The organism is Terriglobales bacterium (assembly GCA_035487355.1).
Lineage (GTDB): Bacteria > Acidobacteriota > Terriglobia > Terriglobales > Acidobacteriaceae > QIAW01.
In genome coordinates this window covers 1-19,729 of record DATHMF010000011.1, presented here as the reverse complement: position 1 = coordinate 19,729, position 19,729 = coordinate 1, and the positions used below count along the sequence as shown (strand labels likewise).

Annotated in this window: 17 protein-coding genes; 6 read left to right on the top strand and 11 right to left on the bottom strand. The window is 56.2% G+C overall.

Translation table 11 applies throughout. The annotated features are described in order from the left end of the window. From VK738_02280 to VK738_02260, 5 genes are all read right to left on the bottom strand, one after another. Positions 1-951, bottom strand: a 951-nt coding sequence (locus VK738_02280; protein ID HTD21450.1) for an amino acid--tRNA ligase-related protein, incomplete at its 3' end; no start/stop codon positions are given. A 49-nt stretch (positions 952-1,000) separates the two neighbouring features. Next, the gene (locus VK738_02275) at positions 1,001-1,840 is read right to left on the bottom strand and encodes a sugar phosphate isomerase/epimerase family protein (GenBank protein HTD21449.1); all 840 of its coding nucleotides are present in this window, start codon (positions 1,838-1,840) and stop codon (positions 1,001-1,003) included. Then, complete coding sequence (gene ggt, locus VK738_02270; protein HTD21448.1) at positions 1,840-3,615, bottom strand: gamma-glutamyltransferase; 1,776 nt, start codon at positions 3,613-3,615, stop codon at positions 1,840-1,842. Before ggt ends, VK738_02275 begins: the two co-directional genes overlap by 1 nt. Positions 3,616-3,749: 134 nt before the next feature. Next, a complete protein-coding gene (locus VK738_02265; GenBank protein HTD21447.1) occupies positions 3,750-4,211 on the bottom strand; it encodes a DinB family protein in 462 nt (153 codons plus the stop codon). A gap of 65 nt (positions 4,212-4,276) precedes the next feature. After that, positions 4,277-5,197: a sugar ABC transporter substrate-binding protein gene (locus tag VK738_02260; protein HTD21446.1), complete on the bottom strand. Its 921-nt coding sequence runs from the start codon at positions 5,195-5,197 to the stop codon at positions 4,277-4,279. A 531-nt stretch (positions 5,198-5,728) separates the two neighbouring features. Here VK738_02260 and typA point away from each other — a divergent pair. Beyond that, positions 5,729-7,555 carry a translational GTPase TypA gene (gene typA, locus VK738_02255; protein HTD21445.1) on the top strand — a complete coding sequence of 609 codons (1,827 nt, stop codon included), beginning with the start codon at positions 5,729-5,731 and terminating at the stop codon, positions 7,553-7,555. Positions 7,556-7,783: 228 nt separating this feature from the next. Here the strand turns inward: typA and VK738_02250 are convergent, their stop codons facing one another. Beyond that, entirely contained in the window at positions 7,784-8,080 is a 297-nt protein-coding gene (locus tag VK738_02250) for an HU family DNA-binding protein (GenBank protein ID HTD21444.1), read from the bottom strand. A 199-nt stretch (positions 8,081-8,279) separates the two neighbouring features. Between VK738_02250 and VK738_02245 the strand changes: the two genes are divergently transcribed. The 5 genes from VK738_02245 to VK738_02225 all read left to right on the top strand — a co-directional run bounded on the left by VK738_02245 (position 8,280) and on the right by VK738_02225 (position 11,017). Continuing rightward, the gene (locus VK738_02245; GenBank protein ID HTD21443.1) at positions 8,280-8,927 is read left to right on the top strand and encodes a hypothetical protein; all 648 of its coding nucleotides are present in this window, start codon (positions 8,280-8,282) and stop codon (positions 8,925-8,927) included. Between the two features lie 47 nt (positions 8,928-8,974). Then, complete coding sequence (gene folK, locus VK738_02240; protein HTD21442.1) at positions 8,975-9,463, top strand: 2-amino-4-hydroxy-6-hydroxymethyldihydropteridine diphosphokinase; 489 nt, start codon at positions 8,975-8,977, stop codon at positions 9,461-9,463. Positions 9,464-9,533: 70 nt separating this feature from the next. After that, on the top strand, positions 9,534-9,743 hold the full coding sequence (locus VK738_02235) for a hypothetical protein (protein HTD21441.1): 210 nt from the start codon (positions 9,534-9,536) through the stop codon (positions 9,741-9,743). Then, positions 9,740-10,243, top strand: a complete 504-nt coding sequence (locus VK738_02230; protein HTD21440.1) for a hypothetical protein — start codon at positions 9,740-9,742, stop codon at positions 10,241-10,243. The genes VK738_02235 and VK738_02230 overlap by 4 nt, the downstream gene beginning before the upstream one ends. Positions 10,244-10,306: 63 nt before the next feature. Then, on the top strand, positions 10,307-11,017 hold the full coding sequence (locus tag VK738_02225) for a PilZ domain-containing protein (protein ID HTD21439.1): 711 nt from the start codon (positions 10,307-10,309) through the stop codon (positions 11,015-11,017). Positions 11,018-11,561: 544 nt separating this feature from the next. On the opposite strand, the gene VK738_02220 is transcribed toward VK738_02225, so the two are convergent. The 5 genes from VK738_02220 to VK738_02200 form a co-directional block, all read right to left on the bottom strand. Continuing rightward, complete coding sequence (locus VK738_02220; protein ID HTD21438.1) at positions 11,562-12,689, bottom strand: alpha/beta hydrolase family protein; 1,128 nt, start codon at positions 12,687-12,689, stop codon at positions 11,562-11,564. A 69-nt stretch (positions 12,690-12,758) separates the two neighbouring features. Beyond that, positions 12,759-13,343, bottom strand: coding sequence for a hypothetical protein (locus VK738_02215; protein ID HTD21437.1), 585 nt, complete (start codon positions 13,341-13,343; stop codon positions 12,759-12,761). A 136-nt stretch (positions 13,344-13,479) separates the two neighbouring features. Then, the gene (gene alr, locus VK738_02210; GenBank protein ID HTD21436.1) at positions 13,480-14,634 is read right to left on the bottom strand and encodes an alanine racemase; all 1,155 of its coding nucleotides are present in this window, start codon (positions 14,632-14,634) and stop codon (positions 13,480-13,482) included. A gap of 112 nt (positions 14,635-14,746) precedes the next feature. Further along, positions 14,747-19,036 (bottom strand): hypothetical protein, encoded by a 4,290-nt coding sequence (locus VK738_02205; GenBank protein HTD21435.1) that lies wholly within the window; start codon positions 19,034-19,036, stop codon positions 14,747-14,749. A gap of 200 nt (positions 19,037-19,236) precedes the next feature. After that, positions 19,237-19,729 (bottom strand): DnaB-like helicase C-terminal domain-containing protein (locus tag VK738_02200; GenBank protein HTD21434.1); only part of this gene is annotated, 493 nt, incomplete at its 5' end.

Below are 19,729 nucleotides of genomic sequence, written 5' to 3'. Positions count from 1 at the left end.
GGTCTCATCGGGCGAGCCAAAGTCGCCGCCCCATTCGAATTTGTTTTCTACTTTGCCTTCGGCGTGGCCCTCTTGCAACATCTTGACCGCTTCGTCATAGGTAATGCGCGGAAAAGGAGCTGTAATTTTCTCCAGCTTAGTGACATCACGGCCGATGGTCTCAAGCTCCGGGCGCCGCTTTTCCAGGCAGCGCTGCACGATAAAACTGATGAACCCTTCCGCCAAATCCATGATGTCATCAATTGTGGCGTACGCGACCTCGGGCTCGACCATCCAAAACTCAGTAAGGTGCCGCCGCGTTTTGGATTTCTCGGCGCGAAAGGTTGGTCCGAAAGAATAGACCTTACCCAGCGCCATGGCCGTGGCTTCGATGTAAAGCTGGCCGGATTGCGTCAGGAACGCTTGCTCATCAAAGTAGTTCACGGGAAACAGCGTTGTCGTCCCTTCGCAGGCGGCGGGGGTCAAAATGGGAGGATCAGTAAGCGTAAAGCCCCGCTCATCAAAGTAGTCGCGCGCAGCTTTGATAATCTCAGCGCGCACACGCAGTATGGCCGCCTGCCGGGGAGAGCGCACCCAGAGGTGGCGATTTTCCATCAGGAACTCGATGCCGTGCTCTTTCAGCGAAATGGGGTACGGATCCGCCTCTGGAACCCGCTGCACTACTTCCACACTGCTGACGTCAAGCTCATAGCCGCCGGGAGCGCGCTTGTCGGCCCGCACCTTGCCCTGGACAATAACGCTCGATTCAATGGTGAGATTCTTCACCGTCTCGAATGTTTCGGGGGGAACCGCGCTCTTAGGCATCACTCCCTGCACGATGCCGCTGCCGTCGCGAAAGATAGGAAACAAAAGTTTGCCGCTCTCGCGCAGGTTGTACAGCCAGCCGCGCAAAGTCACGCTCTGACCTTCGTGCTTGCCAAGTTCTCGAATGGTTGTAATGGGATGGTCCATCTTAACTTCTTGCTTCTTCCTTATATTTTCTTGGGCTGAATGCTGAATGCTAAGTGTTTTTTACTGCTGTCTGCTTTTCCAGAAAATCATAAGCCTTGGATATTTTCTCGTTGATCTCGGTCTGGTTCTCGCCATCAATTTCGAGCAGCAGGGGAAGACCACGCTGGGCCGAACGCAACAGCGAGGTGCATTCGCTCCAGTCTATTTTTCCGTTTCCCGGCCAGAGGTGCGAATCCATGACACCGGCATTGTCGTGCAGGTGGGTCGAGTAGGTGTTGTGCTTCATTACGTCGAATGCCTGCAGAACGTTGCTCATCATGTGAGCGTGCCCGGCATCGAAGCAAAAACCCACGTCATCCAGATGGGCCGTGCCCACAAACTCCACCAATTTTTCGGGCGTGGAGAGTTCATTCGGAATATTCTCCAGCAGCACCTTCACCCCCAAAGGCTTGGCAAAGGCGCGGAGGTGCTCTACCGAAGTCATGGCAGCATCGAACTTACGCATGTCAAAGGTCTCATTGCTATTGCCCAAATGCTGCACCAGAAAACGGAAGGGCAGGTGCTCGGCGCATTCCAGGGCGCGCTTGATCTCGTCGGTCGCCTGAATTTGCCGCTTGCGGTCGGTTTCAACAATATTGATGGGCTCCATGGGGCCGCGGGTCCACTCTTCCTCGTCATAGAACATGGGCGCATGCATCGAGTTCAGTTTGACATTGTTGCTTTTGAACCATCCGGCCAGCTCACGCACGTGGGCGCGGTCGTAGTAATTGAAGTGCGCCCGCGCGCAGAAAATCTCAATGGCTTCTGCGCCGGCGCGCGCCAGCCCATCGAGCAGCCCGGGATGTAGCCGCTGGCGTATAAATACGTAAGTAGATACGGCGCGAACCATCAATAGCCGACTGCCTTCCCTTCATTGCGCGGGTCGCTCGAACCCTGGCGCTCTCCTGTTTTGGGATCAATCATGATACACTCGCCGTCGCTCCAGGCATCGCTGAACGTGATCTTGTGCCCGCGCTGCTCCAGTAAACGAATAGTATCTCTGGAGAAGCCGTTTTTTTCCATGCGAATTTCATCGGGCAGCCACTGATGGTGGAAGCGGGGGGCATTGACGGCTTCCTGGATGTTCAAATCGTAGTCAATCACACCCATCAGAATATTAGCAACCGTGGATATGATGCGCCCGCCGCCGGGCGATCCCAAAATGAGAAATGGCTTGTTATCTTTGACCACGATGGTCGGGGTCATGGAAGAGAGCGGACGCTTGTTGGGGCCAATGGCATTGGCCTCTCCCTGCACCAGCCCGTAGGCGTTGGGGACGCCGGGCTTGGAGCTGAAGTCATCCATCTCGTCGTTGAGCAGAAAGCCCAGGCCTTCGGCGGTCACACGCGAACCAAAAAGATCATTCAGCGTGGTGGTAACTGAAACCGCGTTCCCTTCCTGGTCAATCATGGAATAATGCGTCGTGTTGTCGGAGTCGTGCCCGCCCACGGCGAGCGCTGAGACGCGATCCAAATCGTTAAACGCATTTGCTGGACGCTTCAACTGCGAACTGATGCTGGCACGGTTGCCATTGATGGTGTCACGCCAGGCATCGGCATACTTTTTATCGAGCAGTTGCGCGACCGGGATTTTTGCGAAGTCAGGATCGCCCAGGAACTCGGCGCGGTCCATGTAGGCGCGGCGGAAGGCCTCGACCGTCCAATGGATGGAATCGGCAGAGCGGTTGCCCATGCTGCTCAGTGGCACTGCCTCAAGAATATTCAGGGTCTCGAGTAGAACAATGCCGCCGGAAGATGGCGGCGGAGCGCTGATGACCTCATATCCGCGATAGTTGCCGCGCAGCACGGTGCGCTCTTTCACCTCGTAGTTGGCCAGGTCTTCCACCGTCATCAACCCGCCGCCCTTCTGGACCGCGGCAGCCAACTCATGCGCTATTGCGCCGTGATAAAAATCTTCGGGATCTTTGGCGATCCGCTCCAGTGTGCGTGCCAGCTCCGGCTGACGAAAGATATCGCCGTATTCGTAACGCGCGCCGTGCCGCTGTGGGTTGCTGAGAAAAATTTCCTTTGAAGCCTCGAACCCAGGCAGAAAATCATCGTTATTGAAGTCGCGGGCCTCGCTGTAGCTGAGCTCAAAACCCTCACGCGCCAGCCGGATAGCAGGCGCCATCACGACATCGAGCGGCAGCTTGCCCCAGGTTTTCTGCGCGTAGACCATGCCTTTGACCGATCCGGGAACGGCGATGGCTTTGTATCCGATGAGGCTGGCGTGTTCGCTCACATTGCCATGCGAATCCAGAAACATGTCGTGGGTGGCGGCAGCCGGGGCTTTCTCGCGATAATCCAGAAAGTGAGTTGTGCCGTTGGCCATGCGGATGAGCATGAAACCGCCTCCGCCAATGTTCCCCGCCTGGGGATGCACCACCGCCAGCGCAAACCCGGTAGCCACAGCCGCATCAATGGCGTTGCCGCCGCGCTTCATGATCTCTACGCCGGCCTCGGAGGCCCTCCCATTCACGCTCACCACCATGGCGCTGCGCGCGTGGACGGGATGCGCAATCGGATGCCCAGCGGCTCCCCACAGGGCCAGAGGAGAAACCCATAGCATGGCCCAAAACAGAACAGCGATAGTTTTCAGAAACTTGCGTTTGTAAGCGGAAATCATGGGAATTGCGGGGTCGAGGGAGGGCGCGCCAGAGTGCGCCTTTAAGACCCTTATTCTTTAAAGATAACTCTTTGAGGCTAGCGTAATGGAAGGCAGCGAGTCAAATGGCACGCGCGCGATGTTGACCTGACCTCTTATTCCCGGACGCGCTGCATCACCACGAGCAAGTGATGCGCCTCATGAAGCAGGAAGAATTCCAGCCATTGCTCCAGCGTCATTTCGCCAAAACGCGAATGCACTGCAGTTCGTGACAGCTCCGCATCTGACAACTGCTGCACCAGCTCAAGCATTCGCGCGCGCAATGCCCGTAGGCGGGTAAGCAGTTCACTCGCAGGCATAGCGGCCCATAGCGGCCATTTGGGATCATCTTCGGCGGCATAGCGCGCGAGCAGCGGCCGGTCCTCACTTCGAATACGTTCAATGCGCTCCAGAAACATCTCATGATAGCGGGTCAGATGTGCAAGATTTTCTCGCGCAGACCATTTCTCCGGATGAGGTCTGCGGTCAAGCGCACCCTCAGAAATCCCAGCGAGGATAGTCGGCAGACAATCGAGCTGCGTTCTCAAACGAATTACGGTTGATTCAGGCAGACCCATTGGTTCACATTATCATCGAGCCTTTAGAATGTGCGTGAGAACTAGAAAAACTGTGGCGTCGTCCCTCAAGCCACGCCGGTGTGCGTCAGAATTTTCGCCAGCTTTTCGACGGCCGGGTAAGAAACCGGATCAACGGTTGTGCACTCGGGAGGTTGCGATGAGCTCCGAATCGCCCGGACCATCATTTCAAGAGCAAGTCCTCCGGTTGGCGGGTTGACGATTGATGCCGCCAGCAGTCCGGTGCGAACCCATTCCAATCCGGCCCCGGGACAGCAATCGCAACCGATGTAAGGCAGGCTGAGCCATCGCGCCCGCTGTTCGCGACTCGTCTGATCCTCAAACGCGCGCCGGGCGCCGATTGCCATATCATCATTTTGCCCGGCGACCAAAGTTGCTGGGGTTTCATGCGAAGTTCTCAGTTGCAGCCATCGGCTTACGGCCTTGTATCCGCCTTCCTCGGTCCAATCGCCAGTGAGTGTCCTTACCTGAATGTTGGCCGACTTTGTGGATTGCATTGCGGCCAAGCGCTGCTCTCCGATGCTGCTGCCGCTGGGGCCGATAAGATATAAAACCAGGCCGCCTTCGGGAAGTATTGCATTCACCTGACGTCCCTGAATTCGTCCGATCTCGCTCTGGTCTACGGTAACGCTAAAAACCGGGACCTTGTAGGCCCTGCGCAGCTCTGCTATGTAATCGCCGTCGCGATTAAGGAGCACCCATGCAATGCCGCTCTCGGCGGCACAACGCGCTACACGCATCAAAGTTGTCCCAACCGGGGCACATATGATGCCGTCGGGCCGGGACTCCTTCGGAGATTGAATAACGTTGAGCAATTGCTCGCTTTGAGTAATCGCATCATTGTTTGCATACTGAACTTGCAGATCAACGCCCAGACGTTGGGCCACCTCCTCGGCAGTACCTGCGTGTTGCTTCTGGTACGGGTTTTCCTCCATGCGAAGCGAAATGAGAAATTTGAGTTTTTTCATGTTCAATCACCACCTTGCAATCGCGCATCTAACTTGCCCCTTCAATGCAAAACCGTTGCGCGAAAATAAGAACCTCGATTTTTTGGGGGTTAAATGAGGTGTAAATCGCTTACTGGAGGGATTTGCTTATGGGGGTTAGTCGAATTGGGCATCCTGGTCGTTCTATGCCCATTTTGGTACTAGACCCATTTTGGCACAATCGGACCGTGAAACCAAGTTACGGTAGTAACTAAACTAAATAACAGTTACTTTGGTAATGTATGGAACCTGATTTTCCAGAGCTGGAAATAACCGCGGAGGCGCGGAGACGCTGAGGTAAGTCATTTCTCCTACCGACGAGGCTGAGACAACGTGGTTTTCCCCTGACATACTCGATCCTAAGACATGCAACGACAAATCAAGGCCGTCTATTCCGCAATGAATCAAATTCCAAGCAAATAAGCGCAATATCACAGTAATCAAATAGAATTGATTAACAGGGCTTTCCGCGGTCGCGGGGCGCTGTTCCTTAACTTAAATTCTTAATCCCTTATGAGCATACGTAATTTAGCCATTATTGCCCACGTTGACCATGGCAAGACCACCCTGGTGGATGCCATGTTGCGCCAGAGCGGGACGTTCCGCGCCAATGAAGTCGTTGCCGACCGCGTCATGGATTCCAATGAACTCGAACGCGAGCGCGGCATCACCATCTTGGCCAAGAATACCGCCATTTTTTACCACACTGTGAAAATCAACATTGTAGATACACCCGGCCACGCCGACTTTGGCGGCGAAGTCGAGCGCGCGCTGAAGATGGTAGACGGCGTCATGCTGCTGGTCGATGCCAGCGAAGGTCCGCTGCCGCAGACGCGGTATGTATTGGGCAAGGCGCTCGAAGCTGGATTGCCTCCGATTGTTATCATGAACAAAATTGACCGGCCGGACGCCAGGCCGCAAGAGGTGTTGAACGAAATCTACGACCTCTTTATTGACCTGGACGCCAAAGAAGAGCAGCTTGATTTCCCTGTGCTCTATACCAATGCCAAGGCAGGAACTGCTTCAACTTCGGCCGAACAACCGGGCACGGATTTGAAGCTGCTGTTTGACGCCATCCTGGAAACCATTCCCGCTCCTGCGGGCGACGCGGCCGCCACTCTGCAAGTTCTTGTGGCCAATCTCGATTACAGCGATTACCTGGGGCGGCTGGCCATCGCGCGCGTAGTCAATGGAACGCTGAAGACGGGCGAGGATGTCGCCATCGCCAAGCTTGATGGCTCTCTGCAAAAGATACGCATCACAAAATTATTTTCGTTCAGCGGATTGAAGCGCACCGACATTGTTGAGACCGAACTGGGTGACATTGTGGCGGTGGCCGGGGTGGAAGGCATCACCATCGGCGAGACCATTACCAGCGCGGAAAATCCGGCGCCGCTGCCCGTCATCGCCATTGATGAACCCACGATTGCCATGCAGTTTACAGTCAATACCTCACCATTTGCCGGACGCGATGGGCAATACGTCACCTCGCGCAACCTGCGCGACCGCCTGCAAAAAGAGCTGCTGACCAATGTGTCGTTGAAAGTTGAGGAAGCCGCCAACACCGACACCTTCAAAGTCATGGGACGCGGCGAGCTGCAGCTTTCCATTCTCATCGAAACCATGCGGCGCGAAGGTTTTGAACTCATGGTGGGCAAGCCGGAGATCATTACCCGGCGCGATGCCAAGACCGGCAAGCTGATGGAGCCGACAGAAAAGCTGGTTATTGACGTTCCGGAAAACTTCGTGGGGGTGGTGATTGAGAAGCTGGGCGCCCGTAAGGGCCAGATGACCAAGATGCACAACCATGGTTATGGGCGGGTGCGCCTCGAATTCAGCATCCCCAGCCGCGGATTGATCGGGCTGCGCAGCGAGTTGCTGACCGACACACGGGGCACAGCGGTGCTCAATTCCATTTTTGAAGGCTACAGCGAGTGGCTGGGAGAGATTCCTCACCGGCTTACCGGCGCGCTCATCTCTGACCGCCCCGGTAAAACTACGGCCTATGCGTTATGGAACCTGCAGGAGCGCGGCGAGATGTTCACCGGCCCCGGCGAAGATGTCTACGAAGGCATGATCGTCGGCGAAAATGCGCGCGAGGTTGACCTGGATGTGAATGCAGTGCGGGAGAAAAAACTCACCAACATGCGCGCCTCCACAGCGGATGAAGCCATCCGCCTGGTCCCGCACAAGGCACTGAGCTTGGAGCAAGCGATTGAGTTCATCGAAGACGATGAGTTCGTGGAAGTCACACCAAAATCTCTGCGGCTGCGGAAGAAGGTTCTCCAGGCGAACAGGCGTCCCAAAAAGGGAGCGGTGCCGGCAGGAGTGGAAAGCTAGTACTCAGTGCTCAGTGTCAGTCCTCAGTCCCTAGTCGTCAGTCCTCAGGGTTATTCGCCACGGATTTACACGAATCAACACAGATTTTCAAATGCAGTTCTTATGTGTGCATTCAAATAAGTTTTCTAACTGAGCACTGAGCACTGAGTACCGAGTACTAATTACCAAAGGCCGGCTTAACAGATCCGGCCTTTTGGTTTGAAACTTTGCAGGGAGTACGAGCGGGGACTATTTGCCCTTGGGAGCGATCGCATCCTTGGCAGCCTTGGCCACGCGGAACTTCACGACGGTCTTGGCTTTGATCTGGATGGCTTCGCCAGTTTGAGGGTTACGGCCCATGCGAGCTTTGCGGTGCGCCTTCACCAAGCGACCGAGGCCGGGGATAACGAAGATATCGTTCTTTTTGGTCTCTTTGATCGCGGTATCAGCGAGGGTCTCGAGGAATGTTGCGGCCGTTTTATTGTTAGTACCAAGTTTTTCGGCCATGTGCCGCACGAGTTGAGATTTGGTCATACCTGCTGCCATTGATATTCCTCCTTGAATTAGCGAGCAAAAAACGCTCGATAACCGCATAATACAACGCTTTTTGAAGCTTGAGAAGCATTTTCGCCATATTTTATGCGGTTGCCATGCGTCCGGGAACCTGCTGCCCCGCTTCCTGCCTGCCTTCCGGCGTCTTCGTACCCCATTTTTTGCAGTTCCTGCCCATGAGAGAATAGAGAGAATGAGTTGTATTATCTGTAACTTACGGAAAGAAAAGCGTTTTTGCCCGGCGCTGCATGACAAGATTTGCGCGGTCTGCTGCGGCGAGCAACGCGAGGTCTCGCTCGATTGCCCTAGTGACTGCGTTTATTTGCAGGAGGCACGCAAGCATGAACGCCACGCGCTGAAAGACCTCCCCAGGACTGCGCTTTTCCCCGAGGTGGAAGTTCGCGAGCAGTTTCTCTACGACCGCGAGCCGCTGCTCACCGGATTAAGTTTTGCGCTGGCCAAAGCCGTACGCGCTGACCGCGCGTTATACGACAGCGATTTGATTGCGGCGCTCAGCGCGTTCGCCCAGAAACAGCAAACCCTGGTAAATTCGGGATTGCATGTCGGCGGCGCGACCGCCTCGCCGGCACAGCAGGCCATCATCAACGCACTTGAGGCCATGCTGGCCGAGTATCGCGAGATGGAGCAGAAACACGTGGGCTACTCCTCGCTGCGCGATTCCGAAGTGCTCCAGGCATTGGTGTTCCTGGTGCGCATGGCTTATGCCCGCACCTCTGGAAGGCCGCGCTCGCGCGCGTTTGTGGATTTTCTCTCCACGCAATTTCCAGAGAAACCTGAGTCTGCTGTGGCGGCGCCGGGTTCCAGTATCGTAATTCCGTAATATTCTTTTGATAGCGGCCGGCGCTTTCGCGCAGTGAGGGTCAACTTCTGAAAAAAAAAGTTTATCTATCGCTCGGATCGAACATCGGCGACCGCCGGGTTCAGATCGCTACAGCCATTGAGAAGCTGGGAACTTTGGGAACAATTACAGCGGCCTCTTCCTTTTATGAAACCGAACCGATGGAGATAGCCCACCAGCCCTGGTTCCTGAACTGCGCGGTTGCCCTCGAAACCGAACTCATGCCCAAACGGCTGCTGAAGGCGATCCTGGGGATTGAACAGCAGATGGGCCGACGCCGTACGCAGCCCAAGGGTCCGCGCTCGATTGATATTGACATTCTTCTGTTCGGCAACTCAGTCGTGGAGACGGCGGGCCTGACCATTCCTCATCCGGCAATGCACGAGCGGCGCTTCGTGCTGGTGCCGCTGGCGGAGATCGCCCCTGGTGTGCGGCATCCGCTGTTGAAGAAAACCATCAGCGAGCTGCGCGATGCGTTGCCGCCGGGCGGAGCAGTGCGCAGGGTTGAGATGGCATAGTTACGAGCTTTTGGGCCGACAAATTCCCGGGTTGTGATTAACCCGATGTACAATTTAACAAAGCCATTTTATGACCCGTAGCGAAGAAAAACGCCTTCTTGACCTGGTCAAGACGCCTCCGAGAGGCAGCAGGATCGCGGCCGCCAAGCGCTACGGTGTAGATCTCACCCTTAATATCCGCAGACTTAGACTAACGCCTACGCAGCGCGCGCTGGAAATGGAAGGAGCTTTACGTCTCTTTGAAGAATTGCGCCGCGCCAGCCGCAGTCTGGCCTCATGACCAATTTCAAAGCTCTTTTGCAAGCTCTCTCCGAAGCTCGCGTTAATTTTGTAATCGTAGGCGCGTATGCAGCCGTTCTGCATGGGCTCGCTGGGGTCACACAAGACTTGGACATTTGTTATGAGCGCACCCCGGAAAATCTAAAGCGGCTTGCGTCAGCCTTCAAGCCGCATCACCCGCGCCTGCGCGGAGCTCCTCCAGGGCTGCCATTTAAGCTTGACGCCGATACCCTCAAACGAGGGATGAATTTCACTCTAACAACCGATCTGGGCGACGTTGATCTGTTGGGCGAACTGGACGGGGTAGGACAATTTTCAAGCGTCTCACAGGCCGCCGAATCAATTTCTATTTTCAATATCCCGTGCCGGGTAGCCGGCCTAAATGTAATTATTCAATCAAAGCGCGCCGCTGCGAGGCCAAAAGACCTCAGCGCCCTCCCTGAGTTGGAAGCCCTCAAAGAATTAAAAGACGCCCAAAAAAGGCAAAAGAACAAGAATTAGTAACCACGACAGTCGCTTTTGGCGCTGGTCTGGCGAGGCTCAATTTAGTAAGATTGATGCTCTATGCCGTTGCAGGCTTTACTCTTCTTGCGCGAACCGGAAGCATTACGCGTTGCCCGCCAGGCTTTCGACAGTTCGAACATCCTATGCCAAGTGGGAACAAATCCTGCCCAGGCGATTGAGCTTCTGAACAAGCGCCGTTTTGACGCGGTGGTGGTGGATTGCGACGACCTGCCAGGTGGCAAAGATGTGCTGCAGCAGTTACGCAGCAGTCCTTCCAGCAAGCGTGCCATGGCATTCGGCATTATCAACGGCAGTACCACGGTGCGCCAGGCTTTTGACCTGGGCGCGAACTTCGTGCTGGATAAGCCCCTTACCGCAGAACGCTTCACCCGCACCTTGCGCGCCGCCCAGGGCCTGATGAAACGCGAACAACGGCGCTATTTCCGCAATGCGCTCGAGACCGAAGCCGTGGTTACGCTTCCGGAAGGCAAGGAACACCGCATACGGATTTTGAATTTAAGCGAAGGCGGCATGGCGGTGAAGTTGCCCGTTCAACTGCAAACGGCCACACCGGTGCGCGTGCGTTTTTTCCTGCCCGGAGGCCTGCGCATTGAAGCCAAGGCCGAGATCACCTGGCACAAAGAAAACGCGGGCGTGGGCGTCCGCTTTCTGCACATGGACCCCAAGATGCAACGCGACCTGGAGCAATGGCTGGGCCATCGTTTCGAAGCGCAAAATGCCCACATCAATGCTACCGCTCGTCCGCGTTAGAAAACGCATTTCTCAGCTTTGAGTCGCTACAAAATCAAAACTAGGCTCTTAAGTCCATTTTGACAGGCGAAAACCCTATTATTTTTCTAAGATTGCCGTATGACTCAAGGTCATGTCCAGATACATGTTTTCTTAACAGTTCTTAACCGAGATAGGACACGTAAAAAACTGAAACAGAACGGTTTGAAGGGCCCGGCATGTTACTAAAGGCCAAAGTACTTCAGCAATCTGGCAGGAAGGGGTGACGTTGCTTGAAAATCAATACTGAACACCCTCCCCCTAACGGGTGTGATGTGCAGCCAAGTTCGTCTCTTGCCGTTGGCCGACAGCATGAGCGAACTTGGTTGCGCTTTTTAATTTGGTCAATAGGCAAAGCCCTATTGGCTTTATTTTTTGGGGCTGCTCTTTCAAGTGAGTCGCGGGTGAGCTTTTTGGTGAGCGCTGTCACGCACGAACCAAAAGCGAGTCGGGGTCCCCAGCAAGCCCGGTTTTGGCTTGATGGGGTGAGGACAGCGGAGCAGCCTTGTTTTGGCTGCGGAGCCCTTTAGGTAAAAGCACGCACCAGATACTTCACGATGTGGTAGCCGTCGAGATATTTGTAAGGCGTCTCGCCAGTCGTGTAGTGGCCGCAGGGAAGTTCAACTGCTTTGAAGTCAAAGTTGCGGCGCGCGAATTCTTCCACCACTCTTCGGGAGAATTCAGGAAGAAACGTCAGATCATATTTCGCATAGATCACCAGCGACTTCTTGGGTCCGGCCGTGGCAAATTGATCTACATAGGACGTGGGGCTGATACACGCCCACGCGCGGCGCAAACTTTCCAAATCAATCGTGGTCTCAAAACTTTCGCGGATGTGCCGGGTAGATTGCCCGGTCCAGACCACATCGGCGAAATAGGTGGACGCGTGATTGAACACGTTGACGCTCAGACGCTCGTCGTGTGCGCTGGCCAGGAAGGCATAGCAGGATCCCAGGCTGGTGCCCATGACGCCAAACTGGGTGTATCCCTGCTGGGCCAGCCAATCGAGACAGCAGCGCATATCAATGACCGCCTGGCGGGTGGCGTCAATGGTGCGGGCCACATTGGAGCTGACGGCATAATCGGCGCGGGTCAGCTCGGCCGGCCGGCGGATATCGTGGTACGGCGGGCTCATGCGCAAAGCCGAAATTCCAAACCAGTTCAACGCCGTGCAGATGGAATTGTGGCTGATGGCGTCAGAGTTCCAATGCGGCAGCACGATGACGGCGCGCTTGTTCTTGGTCCCATTCTTTTCCTTTGCCGGGAACCAGCGCGCATTCATCAGATTATTCTCGGGATAGGGCGTGCTCACCGGCGAAGTGAAGCGCAGGAAATCGCCTTCTTTGCCTTTGAGTTTGTCTTCATCCTGCGGGCGGCTGCGGGTGGCGAAGAGCTGCAATTTGCGCCGCTCGAGGCGAAAATCCGTGGGCACGTCGTAGGAGAAAAACTCGTGGCTGTGGCGCACGACGGTCTCATTCAGCTTATGCAGATAACCCTCATAAGCCTCGGCACTCTGGGGATAATTGCCGTTAACAAAGGGCCAGGTGCGCGTCCACTCCACGCCCCATTCGAAGGGGCGGACGATGCGATTGGTATCGGCGGTGGTGAGCTGGGTTTCCCAGTTGGTTATCCAATTTGCGTAGAGTTTGCGCATGTGGAGATAGTTTATCAACGAGCAATCGTTTTCGAGAAGTGCAACGGGCACGACAATGCACGACATCAATTATCTATCTGCTGTCGCCCTTTGCCGCTTCCAGAGCCAAGCCAGCCAGGCTACCGTGGCCAGCATACCCAGCCATCCCAAAATGCGCACAAAAGCCGCGATCTGGGTGTCATGTTGCAACCAGCCCATGCTGGAAAAGATATGAAACCAGTCATGCTCCACGTAGTCGGCGTCGCCCACCGTGACCAGGGGGAGTTCCTGGGCGCGCGCGTCGGCCATGTAGGTAGCAATGTAGAGAAAATTCTCGAAGAAGAAGAAAGCACAAAAGGCCGTACCGGTGGGCTGCCGGCGGTAAGCAAAAGAAATGGCCAGCGCAAAGGGCACGAACAACTCAAAAATCGTGCCACCCAGGATCATCAGCGTCTGGCCGAAATAACTGAACAGAAGGTGCCCGGCTTCGTGGACAACTAGGTTGGCGTTGTCTATGAAAAGAAAACCGCTGCGATCCAGCAGGGCATACAGCAGAAACAAAGAATAGAAGATGAGCCACGCGATGAGCGCTGCTGTTGGAACGGGCCTCCACGGCTCGCGGAAAGGATCGAGAAAGTCCAGGGCCAGTTTCGAGTTTTGTGTTTCTAGTTTCAAGAAAAACCTTACCGCGGAGACGCGAGGAAATCCAAAAGTTAACTGCAAAAAGATTTAATCACAAAGGGCACAAAGGATCACAAAGGAATCCTGCCACGGATTAATGCTCGGTGTGCCTGTCTTTATTCCACGTACTTTATTCCACGTACTTTCTGGGCACGCGCTTGGAGATGTTGCACAGGGTTTCATAAGGAATGGTGTGGGCCAGGTTGGCGTGCTCCCAGGCGCTGATGCTGCGCTCACCATTCGAGCCGAGAAGAATGACCTCGTCTCCAATATCGGCCCCAGGGATGCCAGTAACGTCGATCATGGTCATATCCATACTGACAATGCCCACAATCGGAGCGTAATCGTTGCGTACGATCACACGTCCCTGTGAGGAAAGTTGGCGGCTGAGTCCGTCGGCATATCCTACCGGCAGCACGGCAATGCGCGCCGGCGCCGAGGTGATATAGGCCGCGTTATAACCGATGGGAGATTTGGCGGGAAAGTCGCGAACGGCATGGATGCGCGTCTTCCAGGTGAGCACGGGCTTGACCTGCAGTTCAACCGAGGGGTCAGGCGAACCGCTGATGGCAGAAGTAAACGGCAGATAATATCCGTAGAGCGAGATGCCTGGACGCACCATGTTTCTCCACGTGTTTTGCCGGCCGGCAATGGCAGCGCTGTTGGCCATATGGTAGTAGGTGGGAGAGAGTCCGTTTTCAATGATGGCGCTGACGGCATCTTCAAAGCGTCCAACCTGCGCGTCGGTATCGGGCGCGCCTGTGACCTCTGCCGAAGCCAAATGCGTGAACAGGCCTTCGAGAAATACGTACTCCGCCGCTTTGATAGTGGTAGCAAAGGCACCGATCTCGCTCGTGCACAGACCAAGACGTCCCATGCCTGTATCTACCTTGAGGTGGACTGGAACTCGCGGGGAGCGGAGGCGGCCGCCGTAGCACTTGTGCGCCGCATCTTCCAGCAGCTCAATGTGGCTCCACTCCCACACAGCGGGAGTGAGATCATGCTCGACAATGGCAATTTCATCGCCGCGCCAGAAGCCGGCCATCAGGAGAATGCGGCCCGTAATGCCTTTATTGCGCAGCAGCAGGCCCTCATCAGGAGAGCTTACGCCGAACCATCCGCATCCTGCCTGCTGCAGGGCGCGCGCGCACTCCACCGAGCCGTGGCCGTAGGCATCGGCCTTCACCACCGCGCACACGATGGCGTGAGGCTCAACGTGGTCCTGGAGAGTGCGAAAGTTTTGTTGAAGCGCGGAGAGCGAAACCTCCGCCCATGTGGGGCGCATGAACCGTTTCTCGATGTGGAAATTATAAAACATCGAGAAAATAAACAGGATTGGCTTCTATCTAGCTAAGGCCCGGCAACCACCTCGTTGCGCTGCTGCCCCTCGTCGTCAATTAATTGCCGACACAAGCATAGTGGACGGAATTGCCTCCCGACAAGATTCCGCCTGACAGCGTAATGCTGGTCCCACTGGTGTATGTGACAGAAATAGTTGTGCCTGATGCTGTTATATCCCGGGCTACACAGTCATAGGAAGTGGCACTTGAGAATGCTGCAGAACCACTAAAGGTTTGCGTGACGCTACCCCCACCCCCTAGAGTTGCTTGCTGACTAACAGTATGAGCACTTGAAAGTTTGGTGCCACTGGCGTCATACACCGTCCCGGAGAGACTGGGAACATCGGCTGCCTGGATTGCCGAACTCTGCCACACGCTGCCGTCGCTCCGCAGATAATTCCCGGCTGCTCCAGAGCTGCTCTGGCCGGTGCCGCCATTTGCCGTGGGTACCGTACCCGATAAAACGGCGGTCCCAAAATTCACAGAAGCTGCTGCCCGGGAGTCGGAGAGCCGGGTATCGTTGCCCTGTACTAAGTGACCTGCCGTGGTATCGGTAGAAGAGGTCGTGAGAGGCAGGTTGGCGCCAGGCACCGTACCCGACAAAGTGGCAGTTGCGAAATTCACAGAAGCTGCCACCCGGGAGTCGGAGAGCCGGGTATCGTTGCCCTGCACTAAGTGACCTGCCGTAGTGTCGGTAGAGGAGGTGGTGAGCGGCAGGTTGCCGCCAGGTATTACCCCGGTCAGGCTGATGCTCGGGGTTACGCCACCGCTGGAAGAAAGCGGGGCACTGGCGCTGACACTGGTCACTGTTCCGCCACTGGAACGCTCTTCGGCAGAGAACAATGCAATCCGACTTGTTACGGCGCTTGCGTTCGTCTTCAACGCTCGCCCAATCACTTGCACGCCTGTCGGATACGTCGCGCCAGCATCATGACAGTCGCCGCCTGTCGTCGTGCTCTTCACCACGTAGTCTCCGGCGGTGGTTCCTCCATCGAAGACGCAGCCAGCGCTTCCCGCGATTGCTACCTGTGCACTGCCGCTGGTTCCGGCTCCGCCGATCACAACCCCGATCGTTCCGGCCGTGGTGCTGGTACTGGCGTTGATCACCGTTGAAGGAGCACCCGTCAACTCCACCAGTTGATTCACAAAGGTTCCTGTCGTGCCTTCATTCGTAGCTGTCACGCTCAACGCCCCACTGGTCTCAACGTCGCTGCTGAAGTTGGCGGTTGTTCCAACCAATCCGCCAGTCAGTGTTCCGCCACTGAGCTGCAAGTAGCGGGTATCGTTTTGCGCGGTAGTGTTATACGACACAGCCGAGTTCCCACCCAGCGCCAGCGCGTTGGTCGCAGTGGCTGCTGTTGTAGCACTGGTCGCAGTAGCTGCGTTCCCGCTGATGTCAATGCCGTAGCTCCCACTCAGCCTGCCGCTCGGCACCGTTCCGCTGTTCAGGTTGCTGGCATTAAGATTGGTCAGGCCAGAACCATCGCCGTTGAACACTCCACCCGTACTGCTGATATTGCCGCTAAAACTTGCCGTAGTGCCGCTCAGTGCTCCAGTTAGAGTCCCGCCACTGAGCTGTAAATAGCGCAGATCGTTTTGCGCCGTTGTTTTGTACGATGCAGCCGAATTACCACCCAGCGCCAAGGCATTGGTCGCAGTGGTCGCCGTCGTAGCGCTGGTCGCGGTGGAGGCGTTGCCGCTGATGTCAATGCTGTAGCTCCCACTCAGCCTGCCGGTTGGCACCGTTCCACTCGCCAGGTTGCTGGCATTAAGATTGGTTACTGCTGCCCCGTTGACCGCGACGGTTGGTGCGGCTGCTGTGCCTGCGATGGTGATGGAGCTATCGCCCGCAGCTACGCTGGTCACCGTTCCTCCACTGCTGCGCTCTTCGGGAGGAAACAACGCGACTTGCGATGTCCCGCCGTCACTTGTACTGATCGCCCGCCCGATCACTTGTACGCCCGTCGGATACGTCGTCGCAGAAGAATCATGGCAGTCGCCGCCCGTGGTTATGCTCTTGATCACGTAATGCCCGGCCACAGTAGGTCCATCAAAAACGCAGTTGGCGGCTCCCAGAAGTGCCACCTGTGCGCTGCCGCTTGTACCGGCGCCGTCGATCACAACGCCTATCGTCCCTACGCTGAGGTCGATGCCAGCATTGATGGCAGTCACAGGCGCGCCGGTCAGTTCAACCAGTTGATTCACAACGGTTCCTGTCGTGCCTTCATTCGGAATTGGTACGCTTAGCGCTCCTCCGGTCTGAATGTTGCTATTGAAGCTGGCCGTGGTGCCGAATAGTCCGCCGGTCAAAGTTCCACCGCTGAGCTGCAAGTAACGCGTATCCGTGAAAGTAGTATCCAGGTTCAGTGTGGTGCTACCGCCCAGGGCCACGCTGCCGCCGCCTGTGAGTCCTGAGCCCGCGCTTACCGTTAGGGCGGGATTAGCGAGCATGGCGTTGGTCACGCCGGCGTTGGCGATGCTCAAAGTTGTGCTGCCGCCGAGGTTCACGCTGCCACCACCGGTCAGTCCTGAACCGGGGCTCACGGTTAAAGAAGGATTTGCCAGCAGTGAATTGGTTATGCCACCAGCCGCCAGGCTGATGTTAGGTGTCGTAGCTCCGTTGGTCACCGTAAGCGGCGCGGTTCCGGAGACATTTGTTACAGTTCCGGCGCTGGCTGCTGCGGGTGCCCATTTTGTCCCGTCGAACTTGAGAACCTGGCCGCTGGCCGGGGTGACGCTGGCAACCGGCGTTCCTTGCAAAGCCACGACTGTCAAGTTGGACAGAGTGCCGCTGGCATCGCCACCTGCTGGCGGCAATCCCGAAACGGGAAACACCTGACCCGGAGCAAAGCTGATGCGCCCGTTGCTGGCAACCGAGAGCCCCGTTTCAGTGGGCGTGAAGCCGTTGCCGGTTCCGGAGAACAACAGGCTAAGACTGCCGGATGGAGATGGAGTGTTATTGCCTACAGGTTCTGTCTGCCAGCGAAAGGTCTGGCTTTCCGCAGTTGTGCCGCTGTTGAAAACGGAGGCTGTCCAGTCGGTCGGATTGGAATTGTTTCCCGCAATCGCTGTTGCAGTTCCGGTAGCTCCTAATACTAAGCCGCCGGTCAAGGTTCCGCCTGCAAGCTGCAAGTAGCGCAGGTCGTTCAGTGCGGTGGTTTTGTAGGATGCCGCTGGATTGCCGCCCAGTGCCAGGGCGTTGGTGGCAGTGGCTGCCGTTGTAGCGCTGGTCGCGGTGGCTGCATTTCCGCTGATATTCCCGCTAATCGTGTTGTTAAAAATCTTGTTCCCCGCGATGGTCTGATCGCTGACCAGGTCCACGTAGGTACCAGACAGACTCGGCACATCTCCTGCCTGTATGTTTCCTATTGCCCATGCGCCCGCTCCTGAGCTGCGCAGATATTGGGCAGCCGTGCTGGGCGCTGTGCTGATGCCGGTTCCGCCATTCGCAATCGGCACGATCCCGGTAAGACTGATGGAAGGCGTAGCACCGCCGCTCGAAGCCAGGGGCGACGAGGCGCCAACGCTCAGCACCCCAGTGTTGGCCAGGGTCAGCGAGCCACCCAGGGCGAGTGTTCCGCCTCCGCTCAAACCTGAACCGGTATTTAAGGTAACCGAGGGGTTGGCCAGCATGGTGTTGGTCACACCAGCCGCCGCAATACTGATGCTTCCCGTGCCTGTGATGGGACCGCCAGTCAGCCCAGCGCCCGTGTTCACACTGGTTACTGTGCCCGTTCCAGGAAATGTCTGGCCGGCGAAAAAAGTGATAGGGCCGGTCATCGTGCCTCCACTCAGTTGCAGATAGCGGGCGTCCGTGTTTGCGGTATTCAGGGCCACCGTGGGGTTGGTCGCCGTGCCGCCAATGGTGATGAAGCTGTTGCCTGAGGTCACGCTATTGACCGATCCCGGAAAGGTTTGCGCACCGTTAAACGTAATGATGCCCGTGCTGCTGATGGAAAGCGAACCAATAGCTACCTGGCTGCCGTTATCGCTGATCAGCGAGTTGGTGAGAGTGAAATTGGGCGCAATCCGGGGAATATGGTTGGGCGTGGCGCTGCTGCGGAAGATGATCTGATATAACACCGGGCCATCCGGATTTTCAGCGCTGGGAGAGGTCTTACGCCATATCAACTGTGGACGCAGTTGGGCCATGAGCACCGGCGGGGAATTACCCGGGGCCGTGGCGCCTGCAGGTGCGTTGCGCATTCCATTCGAAGCCGGGAGAGGCAAGCTTGTCTTTCCCGAAATTGAAGCAGAAGCGTTGTTGTTGGCTTGACCTATGGCAAATGTGACAGCTAACACGACAAAACCGGCGAGAAAAGCGCACAAGCGCGACCCCTGTGGCATACCGACCTCCAGCGAAGAATTTGAGTTGTTTTAAGGAAATCCCCTGAGGGCGAGGATTATAGCCCGGAAAAGGAAAGTGGCATGTAAAAATAATTGTAAATAAAATTCCATTTTGGGAATATTTATGGCTTTATTCCCAAACTGAAACTATGGTGCTATCGCATTTTCAGAGTGATGTTGAGGATCCCCGGGGACTGGAATCACTCGCCCATGACCATGGATTCAAAGCGGGTTGAAGATTTGAGGAATGCCAGCTTGATGTTTCCCGTGGGGCCGTTGCGCTGCTTGGCGATCATTAGCTCGGCGACTCCGCTTACGCCTTTGGCTTCGGCCTCGTCGGATTTCATGTAAACCTCTTCGCGGAAGATAAAGGCCACCACGTCGGCATCCTGCTCAATGGAGCCGGATTCGCGCAGGTCGGAAAGCTGGGGGCGGTGGTCTCCGCCGCGGCTCTCAGGGGCGCGGCTTAACTGCGAGAGCGCAATCACGGGCACGCGCATCTCTTTGGCCAATGCCTTGAGTCCGCGCGAGATGGCGCTGACTTCCTGAGTGCGGTTTTCAGGACGCCTGCCACCGGTGGAAGAAATGGACATGAGCTGCAGGTAATCCACGATGAGCAGGTCCACTTGCTTTTCCGCCTGCTGCAGGCGCCGCGCTTTGGCGCGCATCTCATGCAGGGAAATTCCCGGTGTA